Here is an 18,274-nt window from a genome sequence, read left to right on the forward strand (position 1 = left end):
CGTTATGCGGTATTAGCTACCGTTTCCAGTAGTTATCCCCCTCCATCAGGCAGTTTCCCAGACATTACTCACCCGTCCGCCGCTCGCCGGCAAAGTAGCAAGCTACTTTCCGCTGCCGCTCGACTTGCATGTGTTAGGCCTGCCGCCAGCGTTCAATCTGAGCCATGATCAAACTCTTCAATTTAAGTTTGATGCTCGTGAATTAAACTTCGTAATGAATTACGTATGTTCACTCAGAGACTTGGTATTCATTTTTCGTCCGAGGACGTTAAGAATCCATGTCACTTTGAGTGCCCACACAGATTGTCTGATAAATTGTTAAAGAGCAGTGCCGCTTCGTTTTCGCTGCGGCGCGGGGTGTGCATGTTACGCTTTCCCGCTTCAGAGTCAAGCGTTTATTTTCGCTTTTCTCTGCTGACCCGGCGGCGTGTGTGCCGTTGTTCCGTGTCAGTGGAGGCGCATTATAGGGAGTTATTCTGAAGTGACAAGCACAAAATACAAAAAACTTTTCGTTCGCTCACTTTTCAAACTTAACGCTTATTTATGTCGCGAATCGCCCGTTAAATGTGCGATTTCTCGCGCAAAACTGGCTACCTGCGACCAGTCGGTATAAACCACTTCTTTACGCGTATCGGTTTCGCCCCCGGTCATCTTCATAATCAGGCGGATCATAAAGCGGTCATACCAGCGGTAGCGAGGGTAGCGCAGCGCGCCAGCAAAGACGGCGCACAGTTCTGGCTGCCACGGCGAGTTGAGTAAAAACTTGCGCGTGTAGCTGTTGGTCTGCGGCGTGCGCTTCTCGGGTTTACGCGCGACCAGATTGACCGAGTAGAACGCGCCGGGCAACGTATTGAGCTTCGCCGTATGCTTTTTCACAAAGCGATCCAGCGCCGGATGGAAATGCCCGTAACGAATAGATGCACCAATCACCACGCGATCGTAATCCTGCCAGGTAATCTGATCCGCACGGTTCAGGTTAACCACATCCGAGTAAATCCCCAGCTCTTTGAGTTCAGATGCCAGATAGGCGGCAATCTCACGCGTTTGCCCGTCTCGCGTAGAGAAAAGAATCAGTGTTTTCATCAACGGCTCCTTACTCGCGCCAGAATGTAGGGGTAAACAGCACCAGCAGCGTAAAGACCTCAAGACGACCAAACAGCATATTGGCAATGAGGATCCATTTCGCGACAGGGTTCATACTGGCAAAGTTATCCGCCACCACGCCCAGGCCAGGCCCGAGGTTATTCAATGTTGCGACGACGGACGCAAAGGCGGAGAAATCATCCACTCCCGTCGCGATAATCGCCAGCATACTGACGATAAAGACCAGCGCATACGCCGAGAAGAATCCCCACACCGCTTCGAGGATACGTTCCGGCAGCGCGCGGTTCCCCAGCTTGATGCTGTAGACCGCGTTCGGGTGGACCAGACGCTTCAGCTCACGGTTGCCCTGCTTGAACAGCAGCAGAATACGGATCACCTTCAGACCACCGCCCGTCGACCCCGCACAGCCGCCGATAAACGCGGAACAGAGCAAAAGCACCGGCAGGAACAGCGGCCAGCGCGCGATGCTGTCCGTGGTAAACCCGGCGGTCGTCGCCATCGACACCACCTGGAAGAAAGCCTGGTTTAGCGTGGTCAACGCGGAGTTATAGACATCATGGAACCAGAGCACCAGGGTACAGATGATCACCAGCGTCAGCTGGACGCCAATAAACATGCGGAACTCAGGGTCACGCCAGTACACCTTCAGGCTGCGCCCGCTCAGTAAAGAGAAGTGCAGACCGTAGTTACAGCCAGAGATCAGCAGGAAAATGGCAATGATAGTGTTAATCGTTGGGCTGTCGAAGTAGCCGACGCTGGCATCGTGGGTAGAGAACCCGCCAATCGCAATCGTCGCAAAACTGTGCCCGATAGCATCAAACGCGGGCATCCCGGCAAACCATAGCGCCAGCGCACAGGCGACAGTCAGCAAGACATAAATCAGCCACAGGGTTTTCGCCGTCTCGGCAATACGCGGCCGCATCTTATTGTCTTTCAGCGGCCCGGGCATTTCCGCGCGATAAAGCTGCATCCCGCCGACGCCCAGTATAGGCAGGATAGCTACCGCCAGGACGATGATCCCCATACCGCCGAACCACTGCAGCATCTGACGATAAAAGAGAATCGCATGCGGCAGCGAATCCAGTCCTACTAGCGTCGTCGCCCCGGTCGTCGTTAAGCCGGAGAAAGATTCAAAGAAGGCATCCGTGATGCTCAGGTTAGGCTGTTCAGAGAAGATAAAGGGCAGCGAACCGACGCTCCCCAGCACCGTCCAGAACAGCACGACGATCAGAAACCCTTCGCGAGATTTCAGTTCACCTTTCTGACGACGGTTCGGCCACCACAGCAGGGAGCCGATCGCCAGCGCGACAAAGAAGGTCTGGGTAAATGCCCGCCCCGCGCCGTCCCGGTAGATAAGCGCCACCAGTCCAGGGAGAATCATCGTCCCGGAAAAGAGTATGACCAGCAGTCCAACGATTCGGGTTATGGCACGAAAATGCATCTCTGCCGCTTCCTTTGGTATTCAAAAGTGAGGTGGGGATTATTCTTCAATCGGCAGCAATTGCAACGAACCACGACTAAAATCAGCGAGTTTTGCTGAAAAAGCAGCCAGTTCCGCCTGAGGAAGCGCCACGCGTAATTGCACCATTGCCTGATATTCACTGTGTGCGATGACACCGTTAAACTGCCGCAGCAGCGCTTCAATACCCGATAGCTGGGCGTAATCGCATAATAAAGTATATTCGGTAAGCGGCGTTTTGCGGGTAGTGACCAGCATATTAAGCGCCTGCTGCACGCCCCCGCCATAGGCTTTAACCAGCCCACCGGTGCCTAACAAAATGCCGCCGTAGTAGCGCACCACTACGGCGGTTATTTCGCCCACGCCGCTGCCCATTAGCTGGGAGAGCATGGGTTTACCGGCCGTGCCCGCCGGTTCACCGTCATCGGAAAACCCCAGCTGCTGCGAATCGTCCGGCGGCCCTGCTACCCACGCCACGCAGTGGTGACGGGCGTCAGGATGCTCAGCCCGGACGGATTCGACAAACGCTTTTGCCGCCTCTACGCCGTCGGTATGCGCCAGCAGCGTAATAAAGCGGCTTTTCTTGATTTCCTCAACAAAGGTGACCGGTTCAGCCGGTATTAGCCAGCTTTCCATCAGGCCAGCTTCAGGTCTCGCGTCATATTCTCGATACCGTTTTCGTGAATCACCACGTTATCTTCGATACGAATACCGCCAAACGGCTTCAGCGCGTCAATTTTTTCCCAGTTGAAGTGCTTGCTGAACTGGCCATCACGCCACGGCGCCAGCAGGGATTCGATAAAGTAGATCCCCGGTTCAATCGTCAGCACCATGCGCGGTTCCAGAATGCGGGTGCAGCGCAGGTAAGGATATTTAGACGGTGCCGCCAGGTGTGTACCGGTATCATCCTGCATAAAGCCCGCAACGTCGTGCACCTGCAGGCCCAGCGGGTGACCAATGCCGTGCGGCATGAAGGGCCCGGTCAGATCGTTCTCGACCATCGCCTCTTCGCTCATGTCTTTCACAATCTGGTGCTTACGCAGCAGTTTGGCGATGCGCTGATGGAACTGGATGTGGTAATCCACATAGCTGGTGCCCGCCTTCATGGTGGCAATCAGCGCCAGCTGTTCATCGTTCACGTCTTTGATCAGCTGCGCGAACTCGGTGTCCGCATTCGCCGCCCAGGTGCGGGTCAGGTCGGCCGCGTAGCCGTTGTACTCTGCCCCTGCGTCCAGCAGGAAGCTGCGCATTTCCGACGGAACCTGGTGATCCAGTTTGGTGTAGTGCAGGACGGACGCGTGCTCGTTGAGCGCGACAATGTTGCTGTACGGCACGTCGGTATCGCGATGACCGGTGGCGGTCAGGTACGCCTGGTTGATATCGAACTCGCTCATGCCGGACTGGAAGGCTTCATGCGCCGCACGGTGACCGTTCACCGCGGTCTTTTGCGCTTCACGCATGCAGTAAAGTTCGTAGTCGGTTTTATACGCGCGGTAATAGTGGAGGTAATCCAGCACCCCTTTCGGGTTGAGTTTGTCTGCCGCAATATCCAGGCCCAATGCACGCTCCGGAACAGGGCCAATATAGGCGATGTTGCCACGTGCGGCAGGCAGCTGGCCGCCAATACCGTCCGCTTTTGGCAGCGCAATGACCTCAATCTCTTCCGTCCAGAAAGAGGTCGGCAGCGGCTCAACGTTGTGCCAGTAATCGACCGGCAGGTAGAACCACAGTTTCGGCTTGTTCACGCCATCCACCAGCAGCCAGCAGTTGGGCACCTGCGTCACCGGCACCCACGCCTTAAACTGTGGGTTCACCTTGAACGGATAAGCGTGGTCATCCAGAAAGGTATTCATCAGCTCGCCGGAGTGGAGCAGCAGCGCATCCAGCTTAAAGCGGGCCAGTACATCGCGGGTACGTTCCTGTAGGGTAACGATATGATTTTTATAAAGCGAAGCCAGTGAGTCCATCATTATTCCTTTCGTTTTTTGACCTCAAGTCATCGCATCTTAGCACACCTCACTCCGCCTGCGTGATTTCCACCGACCGTGATCAATGCAGCAATTTCTTAATGAGTAATTTGCATTTTATTAACATAAATCCCACACTCCGATTCATCTGGTATGACCAGATCCAATTGCTGGATTCAGGAGACTGACATGCTCTACAAAGGCGACACCCTGTACCTCAACTGGCTGGAAGATGGCATTGCCGAACTGGTGTTCGATGCCCCCGGCTCAGTGAACAAGCTTGATACCGCGACGGTGGCCAGTCTTGGCCAGGCGCTGGATGTTCTTGAAAAACAACCTGAATTAAAAGGGCTGCTGCTGCGTTCGAACAAAGCGGCCTTTATCGTCGGTGCCGATATCACCGAGTTCCTTTCGCTGTTCCTGGTCCCGGAAGAACAGCTGAGCCAGTGGCTGCACTTTGCCAACAGCGTCTTTAATCGTCTGGAAGATCTGCCTGTCCCGACTATTTCCGCCGTTAACGGCTATGCGCTGGGAGGTGGCTGCGAGTGCGTGCTGGCGACCGACTATCGCCTGGCGACGCCGGACCTGCGCATCGGCCTGCCGGAAACCAAGCTGGGCATTATGCCGGGCTTTGGCGGCTCCGTTCGTATGCCGCGCATGCTCGGTGCCGACAGCGCGCTGGAGATCATTGCCGCGGGTAAAGATGTCGGCGCAGAACAGGCGCAGAAAATTGGCCTGGTCGACGGCGTTGTAAAACCTGAGAAGCTTGTTGAAGGCGCACTCGCCATTCTGCGTCAGGCGATTAACGGCGATCTCGACTGGAAAGCCAAACGCCAGCCGAAGCTGGAACCGTTAAAACTCAGCAAGATTGAAGCCACCATGAGCTTCACCATCGCCAAAGGCATGGTGATGCAGACGGCGGGTAAACACTACCCGGCGCCGATCACGGCGGTGAAAACCATTGAAGCGGCTGCCCGTCTCGGACGCGATGAAGCGCTGAAGCTCGAAAATCAGAGCTTTGTCCCGCTGGCGCACACCAATGAGGCTCGTGCGCTGGTCGGTATCTTCCTCAACGATCAGTTCGTGAAAGGCAAAGCCAAACAGCTGACCAAAAACGTTGAGACGCCAAAACATGCGGCGGTACTCGGCGCGGGCATTATGGGTGGCGGCATCGCTTACCAGTCAGCCTGGAAAGGCGTGCCGGTGGTGATGAAAGACATCAACGAGAAATCCCTGACGCTGGGCATGACCGAAGCGGCCAAGCTGCTGAATAAACAGCTTGAGCGCGGGAAAATTGACGGTCTGAAGCTTGCAGGCGTGATTTCCACCATTCAGCCCGTGCTGGAATACAGCGGTTTTGATCGTGTCGACGTGGTGGTCGAAGCCGTCGTCGAGAACCCGAAGGTTAAAAAAGCGGTGCTGGCGGAAACGGAAGACAAGGTTCGCCCGGATACCGTGCTGGCCTCTAACACCTCCACCATTCCAATCAGCGAACTGGCGAGCGTGCTGAAGCGTCCGGAAAACTTCTGCGGTATGCACTTCTTCAACCCGGTACACCGTATGCCGCTGGTCGAAGTGATCCGTGGGGAAAAAACCTCTGACGACACCATCGCCAAAGTGGTGGCCTGGGCCAGCAAGATGGGCAAAACGCCGATCGTCGTTAACGATTGTCCGGGCTTCTTCGTCAACCGCGTGCTGTTCCCTTATTTCGCCGGTTTTAGCCAGCTGCTGCGCGACGGCGCGGACTTCCGCAAAATCGACAAAGTGATGGAAAAACAGTTCGGCTGGCCGATGGGACCGGCGTATCTGCTGGACGTTGTGGGCATTGATACCGCCCACCACGCCCAGGCGGTAATGGCGGCAGGCTTCCCGCAGCGCATGCAGAAAGACTATCGCGACGCGATTGACGCGCTGTTCGACGCTAACCGCTTCGGTCAGAAAAACGGTCTGGGCTTCTGGCGCTATAAAGAAGACAGCAAGGGCAAACCGAAGAAAGAAGAAGACGCGGCGGTGGATAGCCTGCTGGCCGATGTCAGTCAGACGAAACGCGACTTCACCGACGATGAAATCATCGCCCGCATGATGATTCCAATGATCAACGAAGTGGTGCGTTGCCTCGAAGAAGGCATTATCGCCAGCCCGGCGGAAGCGGATATGGCGCTGGTATACGGCCTGGGCTTCCCTCCGTTCCACGGCGGCGCGTTCCGCTGGCTGGACACACTCGGCAGCGCCCGCTATCTCGATATGGCTCAGCAGTATCAGCACCTCGGCCCGCTGTATGAAGTGCCGGAAGGGCTGCGTAACAAAGCGCGCCATAACGAACCCTACTATCCCGCAGTTGAGCCAGCCCGTCCGGTTGGCGAGCTGAAAACGGCTTAAGGAGTCACAATGGAAAAGGTTGTCATTGTTGATGCGATTCGCACCCCGATGGGCCGTTCAAAAGGCGGCGCGTTCCGTAACGTGCGTGCGGAAGACCTCTCCGCGCACCTGATGCGTAGCCTGCTGGCGCGTAACCCGGCGCTGGATCCGGCTGCGCTCGACGATATCTACTGGGGCTGCGTGCAGCAGACCCTGGAGCAGGGCTTCAACATCGCCCGCAACGCGTCGCTGCTGGCGGAGATCCCACATTCGGTTCCCGCGGTCACCGTGAACCGCCTGTGCGGTTCGTCAATGCAGGCGCTGCACGACGCGGCCCGCATGATCATGACCGGCGATGCTCAGGCTTGCCTGGTCGGTGGCGTCGAGCATATGGGTCACGTCCCGATGAGTCACGGGGTCGATTTCCACCCGGGCATGAGCCGCAACGTGGCGAAAGCTGCGGGGATGATGGGTCTGACCGCCGAGATGCTCTCCCGCCTGCACGGCATCAGCCGCGAAATGCAGGATGCCTTTGCCGCGCGCTCTCACGCTCGCGCATGGGCCGCCACGCAGTCTGGTGCCTTTAAGAACGAGATCATCCCTACCGGCGGCCACGATGCAGACGGCGTACTGAAGCAGTTCAGCCACGACGAAGTCATTCGTCCGGAAACCACCGTCGAAGCGCTATCCACGCTGCGTCCGGCGTTTGACCCCGTCACCGGTACGGTCACGGCAGGGACCTCGTCGGCGTTGTCCGACGGCGCCGCCGCGATGCTGGTAATGAGCGAAAGCCGCGCCCGCGAGCTGGGATTAACGCCTCGCGCTCGGGTACGCTCGATGGCGGTCGTGGGCTGCGATCCGTCGATCATGGGCTACGGCCCGGTTCCGGCTTCAAAGCTGGCGCTGAAAAAAGCGGGCTTAACCGCCAGCGACATCGATCTCTTTGAGATGAACGAAGCGTTCGCCGCGCAGATCCTGCCGTGCATTAAAGATCTGGGGCTGATGGAGCAGATCGACGAGAAGATTAACCTCAACGGCGGCGCGATCGCCCTCGGTCACCCGCTGGGCTGCTCCGGGGCGCGTATCAGCACGACGCTGATCAACCTGATGGAACGCAAAGATGCCCAGTTTGGTCTGGCAACGATGTGTATCGGGCTGGGTCAGGGTATCGCGACGGTGTTTGAGAGAGTGTAAGGCTATAACGTAGGCCCGATAAGCATCGCGCCATCGGGCTTTTGCCGGGAGGCGCTGCGCTTTCCCGGCCTACGAGAGGTACCTCACCGCCAGTCGTGTCACTGGCGAAGAGAAACAGTTTAGTTGCCGTTCTTCCCGCCTGTCAGGGGCGGGTTTTTTATTTAAATGAAGGCAAACGCATCGCCAAACAGGCGGTCTTCACGCGCATCACGTTCGTTACAGAACAGATCGCGGGCTATTTTCGCCATCTCGAAACGCCCTGCAATGTAGATATCATGCCCCGCCAGCGTACCGTGATCCTGCAGCACTGCCGTCAGCACCGTCCCGCTACGCCCGCGCCAGCCCTCTTCCGGCTGCTCAACCACCGGCTCAATGCGCAGGTTAGGATGGGTAACGCTCAGCGCTTCCAGTTCAGACAGGTCATACAGGTGTTTCTCTTCACGGCCACCCCAGTAGATCGTGATATCACGGTCGGGATTACGCGCCAGGGCGGTCAACAGAATGGAGCGCACGTAGGAGAAGCCTGTACCACCGGCAATCAGGATCAGCGGACGGTCTTCGTCATCGCGCAGCCACGCATCACCGTGCGGAATATCCACTACGATCTCGCGCTCTTTCAGAATGCGGTCCATGACGGCCATCGCATACAGGTTAAGCTCTGACGCACCGATATGAAGCTCAATAAATTCCTGCTCCGCTGGCGTTGAGGCCATGGAGAAAGGACGCTTATCACGCTCATCCATCACGACCATCAGATACTGACCCGCGCGGAAAGAGAATGGCGCTTCTGGCACTAAACGGACGCGATATACGGTGTCGGTGATGGCATCTACCGAGGTCACTTTACAGCTTAAGGTTGTCATTCGCTCTCTCTGTCGGGAAGTCTATAGGGCTTAACGGTCAGCTCAGGGTTTACCGTTATTCATTATGGCCAGCTCGTCCCAGATCGCGTCAATGCGCGCGGTCACAGCAGGATCTTTTTTGATCGGGCGACCCCATTCACGGTCGGTTTCGCCAGGCCATTTATTTGTGGCATCCAGTCCCATCTTTGAGCCAAGACCGGAAACCGGCGAGGCAAAATCCAGATAATCAATCGGCGTGTTTTCGACTAACACCGTATCGCGCGCCGGGTCCATTCGCGTGGTAATGGCCCAGATTACGTCATTCCAGTCGCGGGCGTTAACGTCATCATCGCAGACAATAACAAATTTGGTATACATAAACTGGCGCAGGAAAGACCACACGCCCATCATCACGCGTTTAGCATGACCTGGATACTGCTTCTTCATCGTGACCACCGCCATGCGATACGAGCATCCTTCAGGCGGCAGATAAAAATCAACAATTTCCGGGAACTGCTTTTGCAGGATCGGCACAAACACTTCGTTCAGCGCCACGCCCAGTACCGCCGGTTCATCCGGTGGACGCCCGGTATACGTGGAGTGATAAATCGCATCTTCACGCTGCGTAATGTGCGTCACGGTAAACACCGGGAAGTTATCCACTTCGTTGTAATAGCCGGTGTGGTCGCCGTAAGGGCCTTCCGGCGCCATTTCACCCGGTTCAATGTAACCTTCCAGCACAATTTCTGCACTGGCCGGGACTTCAAGATCGTTAGAGATACACTTCACGACTTCGGTTTTCGTTCCGCGCAGCAGGCCAGCAAAGGCATACTCCGAGAGCGTATCCGGTACGGGCGTGACGGCCCCGAGAATGGTGGCCGGATCGGCGCCCAGCGCAACGGACACAGGGAAACGTTCACCCGGATGCGCAGCACACCACTCCTGGAAATCCAGCGCGCCGCCGCGATGCGACAGCCAGCGCATAATGAGCTTATTCTTGCCAATCAACTGCTGGCGGTAAATACCGAGATTCTGGCGTTCTTTGTGCGGGCCGCGCGTGACGGTCAGTCCCCAGGTGATCAGCGGCGCGGCATCTTCCGGCCAGCACTGCATGATAGGGATTTTAGTCAAATCAACTGCATCGCCTTCCAGCACCTTCTGCTGGCACGGCGCGCCGCGCAGGCGTTTAGTGGGCATGTTCAGCACCTGCTTAAACTGCGGCAGCTTGTCGAAGAGATCGCGGAAGCCTTTCGGCGGCTCCGGCTCTTTCAGGAAGGCCAGCAGCTTACCGACTTCGCGCAGGGCCGTGACGTCTTCCTGCCCCATCCCCAGTGCGACGCGACGCGGTGTACCAAACAGGTTGCACAGCACCGGCATGGCGTACCCTTTCGGATTTTCAAACAGTAACGCGGGGCCACCGGCACGCAGGGTGCGGTCAGCAATTTCTGTCATCTCCAGATAAGGATCAACAGGAAGTGTAATACGTTTGAGTTCACCCTGCTTTTCCAGCAGCGTCAGGAAGTCGCGGAGATCGTGGTATTTCATGCAGTTAATCATGGCCTCTCTGTAAGCGCTTCATTATACGGCGTAAGCCTGCTTGATGCTGTAATTTTGTTAAATTAGCGTGAAGTTATGCGTTCTGTCCCATTTTCGCCCATTATAATCAACTTAGCGATCCCGCCAGGGTTTTGATATGCTTGCGCCCCGAACTAAGGGAAAGAGTGATTATGCAGGCCTGGTATTTACTGTATTGCAAACGCGGGCAACTTCAGCGCGCGCAGGAACATCTTGAACGTCAGTCTGTCAATTGCCTGACGCCCGTGATCACGCTTGAAAAAATGCAGCGCGGGAAGCGCACAACCGTGAGCGAGCCGTTGTTCCCGAACTACCTGTTCGTGGAGTTCGACCCTGAGGTGATCCACACCACCACCATCAGCGCCACGCGCGGCGTCAGCCATTTTGTTCGCTTTGGCGCTCACCCTGCGACGGTTCCCTCATCGGTGATCCACCAGCTGTCGATTTATCAGCAGCCCGAAGGCCTTACCGACCCGGAAACGCCCTACACGGGCGATAGCGTCGTGATTACTGAAGGGGCTTTCGAAGGCCTGCAGGCGATTTTTGCCGAGCCGGACGGGGAAGCGCGCTCCATGCTGTTGCTTAATCTGCTGAACAAACAGGTGCTGCAGAGCGTTAAAAACACCGACTTCCGTAAACTTTAAACGTTTATCCCGAACAGCTTACGCACGTTGTCATCCGTCTGTACGGAAAGCCAGTGCGGATCCTCTCCGCGCCACGACGCGACGCGCTCAACAATGTGCCCCAGATAAGCGGGTTCATTGCGTCGCGATGCCGGTTTGGGTTTCATATCGCGCGGCAGCAGATAAGGCGCATCCGTTTCTAGGAGCAACCGGTCAGCCGGGATCGCCGGCAACAGCTCCCGAAGCTCAAGCCCGCGGCGCTCATCGCAAACCCAGCCGGTAATCCCCAGATAAAGCCCGCGCTCCAGGCACTCCAGCGCCTCCTGCCGTGAGCCGGTAAAACAGTGCAGCACTGCGCCCGGCAGTTTCTCAAGCCACGGCTCCAGCAGAGTCAGGAAACGCTCATGCGCGTCGCGACAATGCATAAATACGGGCATTTCAAGCTCTGCCGCCAGCGCAAGCTGGGCAGTGAACGCCTTTTCCTGCTCTTCAGGCGTGGAAAAGTTACGGTTGAAATCGAGGCCGCATTCGCCAATCGCCACCACTTCCGGTGTCTTCGCCAGCCTGCGCAGGATTTCACTGCTTTCCGGGGTCCACTGGCTGCTGTCATGTGGGTGTACGCCCGCGGTAGACCAACAGCGTTCGTAGCGTTGCGCCAGCTGCTGCGCCTGCTCGCTCTCATGCAGGTTGGTGCCCGTCAGCAGCAGTCCTTTCACCCCTGCGGCAAACGCGCGCGCAACCACCTCATCGCGATCTTTCGCAAACTGCGAGCTGGTCAGGTTAAGTCCGATATCAAACATGCGAATCCCCATATAACAACCGCCCTGACGGGCGGCTGGTTTTACTCTTCAGTGGTCTTGTCGGACGTCGCGTCTTCGTCATCCGACCGACGTCCTTTACCCACGTAGAACCGTGAGAAGAAGACGCCGACCTCAAACAGGCAGTACATCGGTATGGCCAGCAGCGTCTGGGAGAACACATCCGGCGGTGTCAGCAGCATGCCGACCACAAATGCGCCGACCAGGATATACGGACGCTTCTTACGCAGGTCATCCGGCGTGGTGACCCCTACCCAGCAGAGCAGCACAATGGCCACCGGTACTTCAAAGGCCACGCCGAACGCCATAAACAGCGCCATCACAAAGCTGAGGTAGCTGGCGATATCCGTCGACACCTGGACGCCTTCCGGCGCGGTATGCGTCAGGAAGCCGAAGGCCAGCGGGAAGACAACGAAATAGGCAAACGCCATGCCGATATAGAACAGCAGCGAACTGGACACCAGCAGCGGGATGACCAGCTTACGTTCGTGCTTATACAGTGCTGGCGCCACAAAGGCCCACACCTGGTACAGAATCACGGGCGCAGAGGCAATCAACGACACCCAAAAGGTCAGCTTGATGGGGGTAAAGAACGGAGAAGCAACGTCTGTTGCAATCATCGTTGCGCCCAGCGGCATCTGCTTGATCAGCGGCGCAGAAACCACCTGGTAGATATCGTTGGCGAAATAGACCAGGCATAGAAAAATAACGAGAACCGCAATGATGCAGTTTAACAGGCGCTTACGCAGCTCTATGAGGTGCGTAATCAGCGGTTGAGTATCATCTACAGCCATGTTTACGCTTTATCACTCGACGAGGGGGATTCGGAAACGGGCGCGGCGGGTTTTGCCTCGGCAGCATTAACCACGGGCTTTTCCGGCTGCACCTGCTTTTTCACTTCGGTTTCCTGCGGCGTCTGTTCAGGCGCAGCAGCCTGATGTTCAGCGCTGGCAGGCGTTACGCCCTCACGCTGCTCTTCGCTGCCCTTCACCACCGGGTTATGGATGGTGTTCGCTTCATCGCTCGCTTTTTCAGGATCGTTAATGCTGTAGGAGCGCTTCATGGATTCCGCCGCTTCGCGCAGCTCATCCATTGACGCTTTCAGTTCCGGCGTCAGGTTATCCATGCTCGCCTTCTCAACCTTTTTCAGGCTTTCCTGAAATTCCTGCAGCTTAAGCTCCTGAGCCAGTTCATTCTGAACGGTCGATGCCAGCGATCTCAGCGCACGAACCCAGCCCGCAACGGTTTTCACCGCCACCGGCAGACGCTGAGGCCCCAGCACGATCAGGCCAATCACAAAGACCAGCAGGAGCTCACTAAAACCAATGTCGAACACGACTTACACCTGCTCTTTATCGTGGCGTTTAGCGTCTTCCTTTTTGGCTTCTTCTTGCTTGTCGGAGATGGATTTAGCAGTAAAGTCAGCGTCCTGGCTGGTTTTATCCTGCTTGCTCTCATCATCGCTCATCGCTTTCTTGAAGCCTTTGATAGACGCGCCCAGATCGGAACCAATAGAACCGAGCTTTTTGGTGCCAAACAACAGCACGACGATGACGGCAATGATCAACAATTGCCAGATACTGATACCACCCATACACGTTCCTCAGGGATAGATGATTAATGAGTCAGGTCGCATTATACGTATGCGACCCGTCGATAGCGACGCAAACTCAGCGCGTTTTTCGCCATCCGGCAAGCCAGACAACCACCCCGGCGGCCATCAGCCAGGCGGGCATCATCTGCCACTCCGGGCGGTTGATTAGCAGCAGCGTACCGCTCAGCAGCAGCGTTGCGCCAATCCCAAAGAGATAGCGTGACTGCCCCTGACGAACACGGCTGGACTGAAGTTCGCGAGCGATTTTATCCATGCTGTGCTGAAGGTTCTTGCTCTGACGCAAACTGTCATAAACCAGTTCAGGAATTTCAGGCATTTTTTCTATCCAGAACGGGCCTTTCTCTTTCAGCGAGCGAACCAGCGCCGGAATACCCACCTGATCCTTAATCCAGGATTCAAGGAAAGGTTTCGCGGTCTTCCACAAGTCTAACTGAGGATAGAGCTGTCGGCCTACACCCTCAACGTAAAGTAATGTTTTCTGAAGTAAAACTAGCTGTGGCTGAACTTCCATATTAAAGCGGCGAGCCGTGTTGAACAGATTCAACAGCACATGTCCGAAGGAGATTTCCGCCAGCGGTTTTTCAAAAATCGGTTCGCAAACGGTCCGGATCGCAAACTCGAACTCTTCGACGTTGGTGTCCGGCGGCACCCAGCCGGAATCGACGTGGAGCTCGGCCACCTTACGGTAGTCGCGGTTGAAGAACGCGATGAAATTCTCGGCCAGATAGCGTTTATCTTCTTTATTCAGCGACCCCACAATCCCACAGTCGATACCGATATACTTCGGATCCTCAGGGTGCTCGTAGCTCACGAAGATATTGCCCGGGTGCATGTCCGCATGGAAAAAGCTGTCGCGGAACACCTGGGTGAAGAAGACCTGAACGCCACGCTCGGCCAACAGCTTCATGTTCGTTCCCTGCTTCTCCAGGGCCACCACATCCGAAACCGGAATACCGTAGATACGCTCCATCACCATCATGTTCTGGCTGCAGTAGTCAGAATAGACTTCAGGGACATAGAGCATCGGGCTGTTTTCAAAGTTGCGACGCAGCTGAATGGCGTTTGCCGATTCACGCAGCAGGTTAAGCTCATCAATCAGCGTTTTTTCATATTCCCGCACCACTTCCATTGGACGCAAACGACGTCCGTCCGGAAGCAGACGCGGCACCCAGCGCGCCAGACGATAAATCAGCTTCATGTCTGCTTTGATGATGGGCAGGATGTCCGGACGAATGACCTTAATAACCACTTCCTTGCCATTTTCTTTCAGGCGCGCGGTGTGTACCTGAGCGATAGAGGCCGATGCCAGTGGCTGAATATCGAAATCGTCAAACCAGGTCTCAATGGGAATGTTGCCCATCGCCTCTTCAATTTGCTTTTTCGCGCGCGCACCGTCAAACGGTGCGACGCGGTCCTGCAGCATCGCGAGTTCATCAGCAATCAGCGGCGGGAAGAGATCGCGGCGGGTCGAGAGCATCTGCCCGAACTTAATCCATACCGGACCGAGCTCCTGCAGCGCCAGGCGAAGACGCTCACCCAGCGGTTGACCTTTATGGCGATTAGGCATCCAGAAGAGCATCCGCCGCCAGATGCGAAGCGGCAGCGTGATACGCATTTTGGGGATAAGCTCGTCGAGCCCGTAGCTCAAAAAGGTGCGAATAATGAAATAGAGGCGCCGAATTTCACCAGGCGTCATTTGCCCTCCAGTTTTTCCAGCCGTTTGGTTAAGGCATCAACCGCACGTTCAACAGCCGCGGTCTCTTCCGCAAACCATGCCACTTCCAGTGGACCGGGCGCCATTCGCCACTCTTCCGTCAGCACTTCCGCCGCATAGCGTTGCTGACGTTGCAGGCTTTTACGCGCAAAGGAGGTGCCACCCTGAAGGACTTTTCCGATACCTTCAGCGGCAATGTCGCCGATAAAGGGCGCGAGCAGTTCTGCCGGGTCGAACTCCGCCAGATCGGTGAGCGCAACGAAGTTCTGCACGACCTGAATGTCGCCTTCCACTTCCAGCTCACCACTGCGGATAAGCGCCGTTAATTGCTGGCGATCGCGCAGTTTTGGCAGCACACTCATGTGCGTGATGACCGAGCAGTCGGCGTCACCTTCCCACGCCCCCAGAACGTCAAGCTGGCGTTCGCTGAAGACCAGCACAAGCGGCGTCGAGAACTCTTTTAAAACAATACGTAATACCTTCCCGTTTAGCCGCTGACGCGCTGCTTTAAGCGCCGGAGCACGATAGAGAAAAGCATTCAGTACGTTTTCGATACCTGCGGTGACTAAGGGTTTAAAGGGCACGGGACACCTCCACTCAGAACTTGTAACCGCGATGCAGCGCGACGACACCCGCCGTCAGGTTGAAATATTCAACGTTCTCAAATTCTGCATCCTGCATCATGGCTTTTAATGTGTCCTGATCCGGGTGCATACGGATAGATTCCGCCAGATAGCGGTAGCTTTCCGCATCGTTGGCCACCAACTCACCGATGCGCGGCAGGACGTGGAAGGAATAGGCGTCGTAAGCTTTGCTCAGCGGCTCAATAATCGGTTTGGAGAATTCGAGCACCAGCAGGCGTCCACCCGGCTTCAGCACGCGATACATGGAGCGCAGCGCTTTTTCTTTGTCGGTCACGTTACGCAGACCGAAGGAGATCGTGATGCAGTCAAAGGTATTGTCCGGGAACGGCAGCGCTTCGGCATTTGCCTGCACATATTCCACATTCCCCACCACGCCGATGTTACGCAGCTTTTCGCGGCCCATTTTCAGCATGGAGTCATTAATATCGGCGAGGACAACGCGCCCGGTTTCGCCCACCAGACGAGAGAATTTCGCGGTTAAATCGCCCGTACCACCGGCTAAATCCAGCACCGTTTGTCCGCGACGCACGCCGCTACAGTCAATGGTGAAGCGCTTCCACAAGCGATGAATGCCGAACGACATCAGGTCATTCATCACATCGTACTTCGCCGCCACGGAATGAAATACGTGGGCCACCATGTCAGCTTTCTGCGCTTTGGCGACAGTCTGAAAGCCAAAGTGCGTTGTGTCTTGTGAATCGTCAGCCATCTTAGAGCCTGCTTATCAGTAAAATGTTCGTGAAGTGTAACAGATTGGGCGCGTTTGCCCTACGTTTCAACCACCGCGAAAGAAACGCGCCGGAGTCTCGCCTGGTGATAAATCCACCGCTAACGTGTTGTCTTCACTGTTTGTCTTTTGTTCGTCCGCCCCTTCACGCAGGCGAAACTCGTCGTCCTGGGCGGTGGCCTGTTCCACCAATTCCGGATTAATCTCGCGTTTAACCTCTACCCCCAGGCTGCGGAATGATTCGGCCTGCGCCAGCAGATTGCCACGTCCCGAGGCGAGTTTTTTCATCGCCTGACGGTAGTTATCCTGCGCACGGTCCAGGCTCTGCCCGACGGAGGACATGTCGTCCACGAAGAGGCGCATTTTGTCGTACAGCTTGCTGGCGCGGTCAGCAATCTGCTGCGCGTTGCGGCTCTGGTGCTCATAGCGCCACAGGTTCGCAATGGTGCGTAAGGCCACCAGCAGCGTGGTGGGGCTGACCAGCATAATGTTATTTTTGAGCGCTTCGGTGATGAGTTCAGGCTGCCTGTCGAGTGCCAGCAGAAACGCGGGCTCTACCGGGATAAACATCAGGACATAGTCTAGCGATCGCAGGCCAGGCAGCTGCTGATAGTCTTTTCTGCCAAGCAGGCGAATATGATTGCGCACGGAGGCAATGTGCTCCTGCAGCGCCGATTCGCGGGTGTAGTCGTCCTCCGCATTGAAGTAACGCTCATACGCCACCAAAGTCATCTTGGCGTCAATCACCACATCTTTACCCTGGGGCAGCCGCACGATCACATCCGGCTGCATTCGCGAGCGGGCATCATTTTCAATACTCACCTGCGTTTCGTATTCGTACCCTTCCCGAAGGCCTGAAGCTTCCAGGACGCGGGTCAGCACCACTTCTCCCCAGTTGCCCTGGGTTTTGTTATCCCCTTTCAGCGCGCGGGTGAGGTTGACCGCCTCCTGCGCCATCTGGGCATTCAGCTGCTGGAGATTGCGAATTTCATGCGCCAGGGTATGCCGCTCGCGGGCTTCCTGACCAAAGCTGTCCTGTACCTGACGGCGGAAGCCGTCCAGCTGTTCACGCAGGGGCGTCAGCAGGCTGTTCAGGCTCTGGCGGTTCTGCTCGTCAACGCGGCGGTTGCTGTGCTCAAAAATGCGGTTCGCGAGGTTTTCAAACTGTTCGCTGAGGCGCTGCTCGCTGTTGATCATCTGGCGGATTTTATCTTCCGCATGCAGCTGAGTGGATTCCAGGCGGGTGGTCACTTCACGGAGATCGGCCTCCAGCGAGGTGTTGATATCGCGGAGATTGCGCAGCTCGTTGTTGAGCAGTTCACACTCGTCGCGCCAGTGTTCACTCAGGGCAAGCTGCTGCCTGGCCGCGCTTAAATCGGCGACGATCTCTTCGCGTTCAGCCAGCTGATCGGCCTTCTGCTGCGCATGCTGATAGCTGGACATCAGCCAGCCTATCGCCACGCCCGCCAGCGCAATCACCGCATAAATCAGGATTGAGATATCCACAATGCCCCCTGCATCAACGTATTACCCGCACAAAATAGAATTGTGCTGTATAAACGTCCAGTTTGAAAGGGTTTTCCTGCGAGGCGCTACGCAAAAAATAAAGGCCGAACGTGTCGGCCTTTGATTTC

Annotated in this window: 17 protein-coding genes and 1 rRNA gene; 3 read left to right on the forward strand and 15 right to left on the reverse strand. The window is 56.2% G+C overall.

The genetic code is table 11. The features are described 5' to 3' along the window. The 5 genes from BFG58_RS11560 to pepQ form a co-directional block, all read right to left on the reverse strand. A 16S ribosomal RNA gene (locus tag BFG58_RS11560) occupies positions 1-184 on the reverse strand; the annotation flags it as partial. Positions 185-537: 353 nt separating this feature from the next. Next, positions 538-1,083, reverse strand: a complete 546-nt coding sequence (gene hemG, locus BFG58_RS11565) for a menaquinone-dependent protoporphyrinogen IX dehydrogenase (protein ID WP_045909212.1) — start codon at positions 1,081-1,083, stop codon at positions 538-540. Positions 1,084-1,093: 10 nt separating this feature from the next. Then, positions 1,094-2,545, reverse strand: a complete 1,452-nt coding sequence (gene trkH / locus BFG58_RS11570; protein WP_023309600.1) for a Trk system potassium transporter TrkH — start codon at positions 2,543-2,545, stop codon at positions 1,094-1,096. Between the two features lie 39 nt (positions 2,546-2,584). Continuing rightward, positions 2,585-3,199 (reverse strand): IMPACT family protein, encoded by a 615-nt coding sequence (locus BFG58_RS11575; protein WP_024908007.1) that lies wholly within the window; start codon positions 3,197-3,199, stop codon positions 2,585-2,587. Next, entirely contained in the window at positions 3,199-4,530 is a 1,332-nt protein-coding gene (pepQ, locus tag BFG58_RS11580; RefSeq protein ID WP_069719850.1) for a Xaa-Pro dipeptidase, read from the reverse strand. Before pepQ ends, BFG58_RS11575 begins: the two co-directional genes overlap by 1 nt. A 189-nt stretch (positions 4,531-4,719) precedes the next feature. Between pepQ and fadB the strand changes: the two genes are divergently transcribed. Next, entirely contained in the window at positions 4,720-6,909 is a 2,190-nt protein-coding gene (gene fadB / locus BFG58_RS11585) for a fatty acid oxidation complex subunit alpha FadB (protein WP_069719851.1), read from the forward strand. A gap of 9 nt (positions 6,910-6,918) precedes the next feature. Next, a complete protein-coding gene (gene fadA, locus BFG58_RS11590) occupies positions 6,919-8,082 on the forward strand; it encodes an acetyl-CoA C-acyltransferase FadA (RefSeq protein WP_069719852.1) in 1,164 nt (387 codons plus the stop codon). Between the two features lie 161 nt (positions 8,083-8,243). Here fadA and fre read toward each other — a convergent pair whose 3' ends face one another. Both fre and ubiD read right to left on the reverse strand, forming a co-directional pair. Continuing rightward, a complete protein-coding gene (fre, locus tag BFG58_RS11595) occupies positions 8,244-8,945 on the reverse strand; it encodes an NAD(P)H-flavin reductase (protein ID WP_008501516.1) in 702 nt (233 codons plus the stop codon). A gap of 42 nt (positions 8,946-8,987) precedes the next feature. Further along, positions 8,988-10,481, reverse strand: a complete 1,494-nt coding sequence (gene ubiD / locus BFG58_RS11600; protein ID WP_045909216.1) for a 4-hydroxy-3-polyprenylbenzoate decarboxylase — start codon at positions 10,479-10,481, stop codon at positions 8,988-8,990. A 170-nt stretch (positions 10,482-10,651) separates the two neighbouring features. Between ubiD and rfaH the strand changes: the two genes are divergently transcribed. Beyond that, complete coding sequence (gene rfaH / locus BFG58_RS11605) at positions 10,652-11,143, forward strand: transcription/translation regulatory transformer protein RfaH (RefSeq protein ID WP_028015881.1); 492 nt, start codon at positions 10,652-10,654, stop codon at positions 11,141-11,143. Here the strand turns inward: rfaH and tatD are convergent. The 8 genes from tatD to rmuC all read right to left on the reverse strand — a co-directional run bounded on the left by tatD (position 11,140) and on the right by rmuC (position 18,146). Beyond that, positions 11,140-11,922, reverse strand: a complete 783-nt coding sequence (gene tatD, locus BFG58_RS11610; protein ID WP_069719853.1) for a 3'-5' ssDNA/RNA exonuclease TatD — start codon at positions 11,920-11,922, stop codon at positions 11,140-11,142. The genes rfaH and tatD overlap by 4 nt on opposite strands. A gap of 41 nt (positions 11,923-11,963) precedes the next feature. Beyond that, positions 11,964-12,734, reverse strand: coding sequence for a Sec-independent protein translocase subunit TatC (gene tatC, locus BFG58_RS11615; RefSeq protein WP_045909218.1), 771 nt, complete (start codon positions 12,732-12,734; stop codon positions 11,964-11,966). 2 nt (positions 12,735-12,736) lie between these two features. Continuing rightward, a complete protein-coding gene (gene tatB, locus BFG58_RS11620; protein WP_069719854.1) occupies positions 12,737-13,276 on the reverse strand; it encodes a Sec-independent protein translocase protein TatB in 540 nt (179 codons plus the stop codon). A gap of 3 nt (positions 13,277-13,279) precedes the next feature. Beyond that, positions 13,280-13,534: a Sec-independent protein translocase subunit TatA gene (gene tatA / locus BFG58_RS11625; RefSeq protein WP_020882874.1), complete on the reverse strand. Its 255-nt coding sequence runs from the start codon at positions 13,532-13,534 to the stop codon at positions 13,280-13,282. A 76-nt stretch (positions 13,535-13,610) separates the two neighbouring features. Beyond that, positions 13,611-15,251: a ubiquinone biosynthesis regulatory protein kinase UbiB gene (ubiB, locus tag BFG58_RS11630; RefSeq protein ID WP_045909219.1), complete on the reverse strand. Its 1,641-nt coding sequence runs from the start codon at positions 15,249-15,251 to the stop codon at positions 13,611-13,613. Next, positions 15,248-15,853 carry a ubiquinone biosynthesis protein UbiJ gene (gene ubiJ, locus BFG58_RS11635; RefSeq protein ID WP_048030774.1) on the reverse strand — a complete coding sequence of 202 codons (606 nt, stop codon included), beginning with the start codon at positions 15,851-15,853 and terminating at the stop codon, positions 15,248-15,250. The genes ubiB and ubiJ overlap by 4 nt, the downstream gene beginning before the upstream one ends. Before the next feature lie 13 nt (positions 15,854-15,866). Continuing rightward, positions 15,867-16,622: a bifunctional demethylmenaquinone methyltransferase/2-methoxy-6-polyprenyl-1,4-benzoquinol methylase UbiE gene (gene ubiE, locus BFG58_RS11640; protein ID WP_023309612.1), complete on the reverse strand. Its 756-nt coding sequence runs from the start codon at positions 16,620-16,622 to the stop codon at positions 15,867-15,869. A 66-nt stretch (positions 16,623-16,688) separates the two neighbouring features. Further along, on the reverse strand, positions 16,689-18,146 hold the full coding sequence (gene rmuC / locus BFG58_RS11645; protein ID WP_048030775.1) for a DNA recombination protein RmuC: 1,458 nt from the start codon (positions 18,144-18,146) through the stop codon (positions 16,689-16,691). Positions 18,147-18,274: the final 128 nt, after the last annotated feature.

The organism is Enterobacter sp. ku-bf2, assembly GCF_001742765.1.
Classification (GTDB): Bacteria; Pseudomonadota; Gammaproteobacteria; order Enterobacterales; family Enterobacteriaceae; genus Enterobacter; species Enterobacter quasiroggenkampii.

What these genes read in the sequence shown, in the direction of transcription:
- hemG (WP_045909212.1), bottom strand. Translation starts at nt 1,083, where the DNA reads ATGAAAACACTGATTCTTTTCTCTACGCGAGACGGGCAAACGCGTGAG.
- trkH (WP_023309600.1), bottom strand. Translation starts at nt 2,545, where the DNA reads ATGCATTTTCGTGCCATAACCCGAATCGTTGGACTGCTGGTCATACTC.
- BFG58_RS11575 (WP_024908007.1), bottom strand. Translation starts at nt 3,199, where the DNA reads ATGGAAAGCTGGCTAATACCGGCTGAACCGGTCACCTTTGTTGAGGAA.
- pepQ (WP_069719850.1), bottom strand. Translation starts at nt 4,530, where the DNA reads ATGGACTCACTGGCTTCGCTTTATAAAAATCATATCGTTACCCTACAG.
- fadB (WP_069719851.1), top strand. Translation starts at nt 4,720, where the DNA reads ATGCTCTACAAAGGCGACACCCTGTACCTCAACTGGCTGGAAGATGGC.
- fadA (WP_069719852.1), top strand. Translation starts at nt 6,919, where the DNA reads ATGGAAAAGGTTGTCATTGTTGATGCGATTCGCACCCCGATGGGCCGT.
- fre (WP_008501516.1), bottom strand. Translation starts at nt 8,945, where the DNA reads ATGACAACCTTAAGCTGTAAAGTGACCTCGGTAGATGCCATCACCGAC.
- ubiD (WP_045909216.1), bottom strand. Translation starts at nt 10,481, where the DNA reads ATGATTAACTGCATGAAATACCACGATCTCCGCGACTTCCTGACGCTG.
- rfaH (WP_028015881.1), top strand. Translation starts at nt 10,652, where the DNA reads ATGCAGGCCTGGTATTTACTGTATTGCAAACGCGGGCAACTTCAGCGC.
- tatD (WP_069719853.1), bottom strand. Translation starts at nt 11,922, where the DNA reads ATGTTTGATATCGGACTTAACCTGACCAGCTCGCAGTTTGCGAAAGAT.
- tatC (WP_045909218.1), bottom strand. Translation starts at nt 12,734, where the DNA reads ATGGCTGTAGATGATACTCAACCGCTGATTACGCACCTCATAGAGCTG.
- tatA (WP_020882874.1), bottom strand. Translation starts at nt 13,534, where the DNA reads ATGGGTGGTATCAGTATCTGGCAATTGTTGATCATTGCCGTCATCGTC.
- ubiB (WP_045909219.1), bottom strand. Translation starts at nt 15,251, where the DNA reads ATGACGCCTGGTGAAATTCGGCGCCTCTATTTCATTATTCGCACCTTT.
- ubiE (WP_023309612.1), bottom strand. Translation starts at nt 16,622, where the DNA reads ATGGCTGACGATTCACAAGACACAACGCACTTTGGCTTTCAGACTGTC.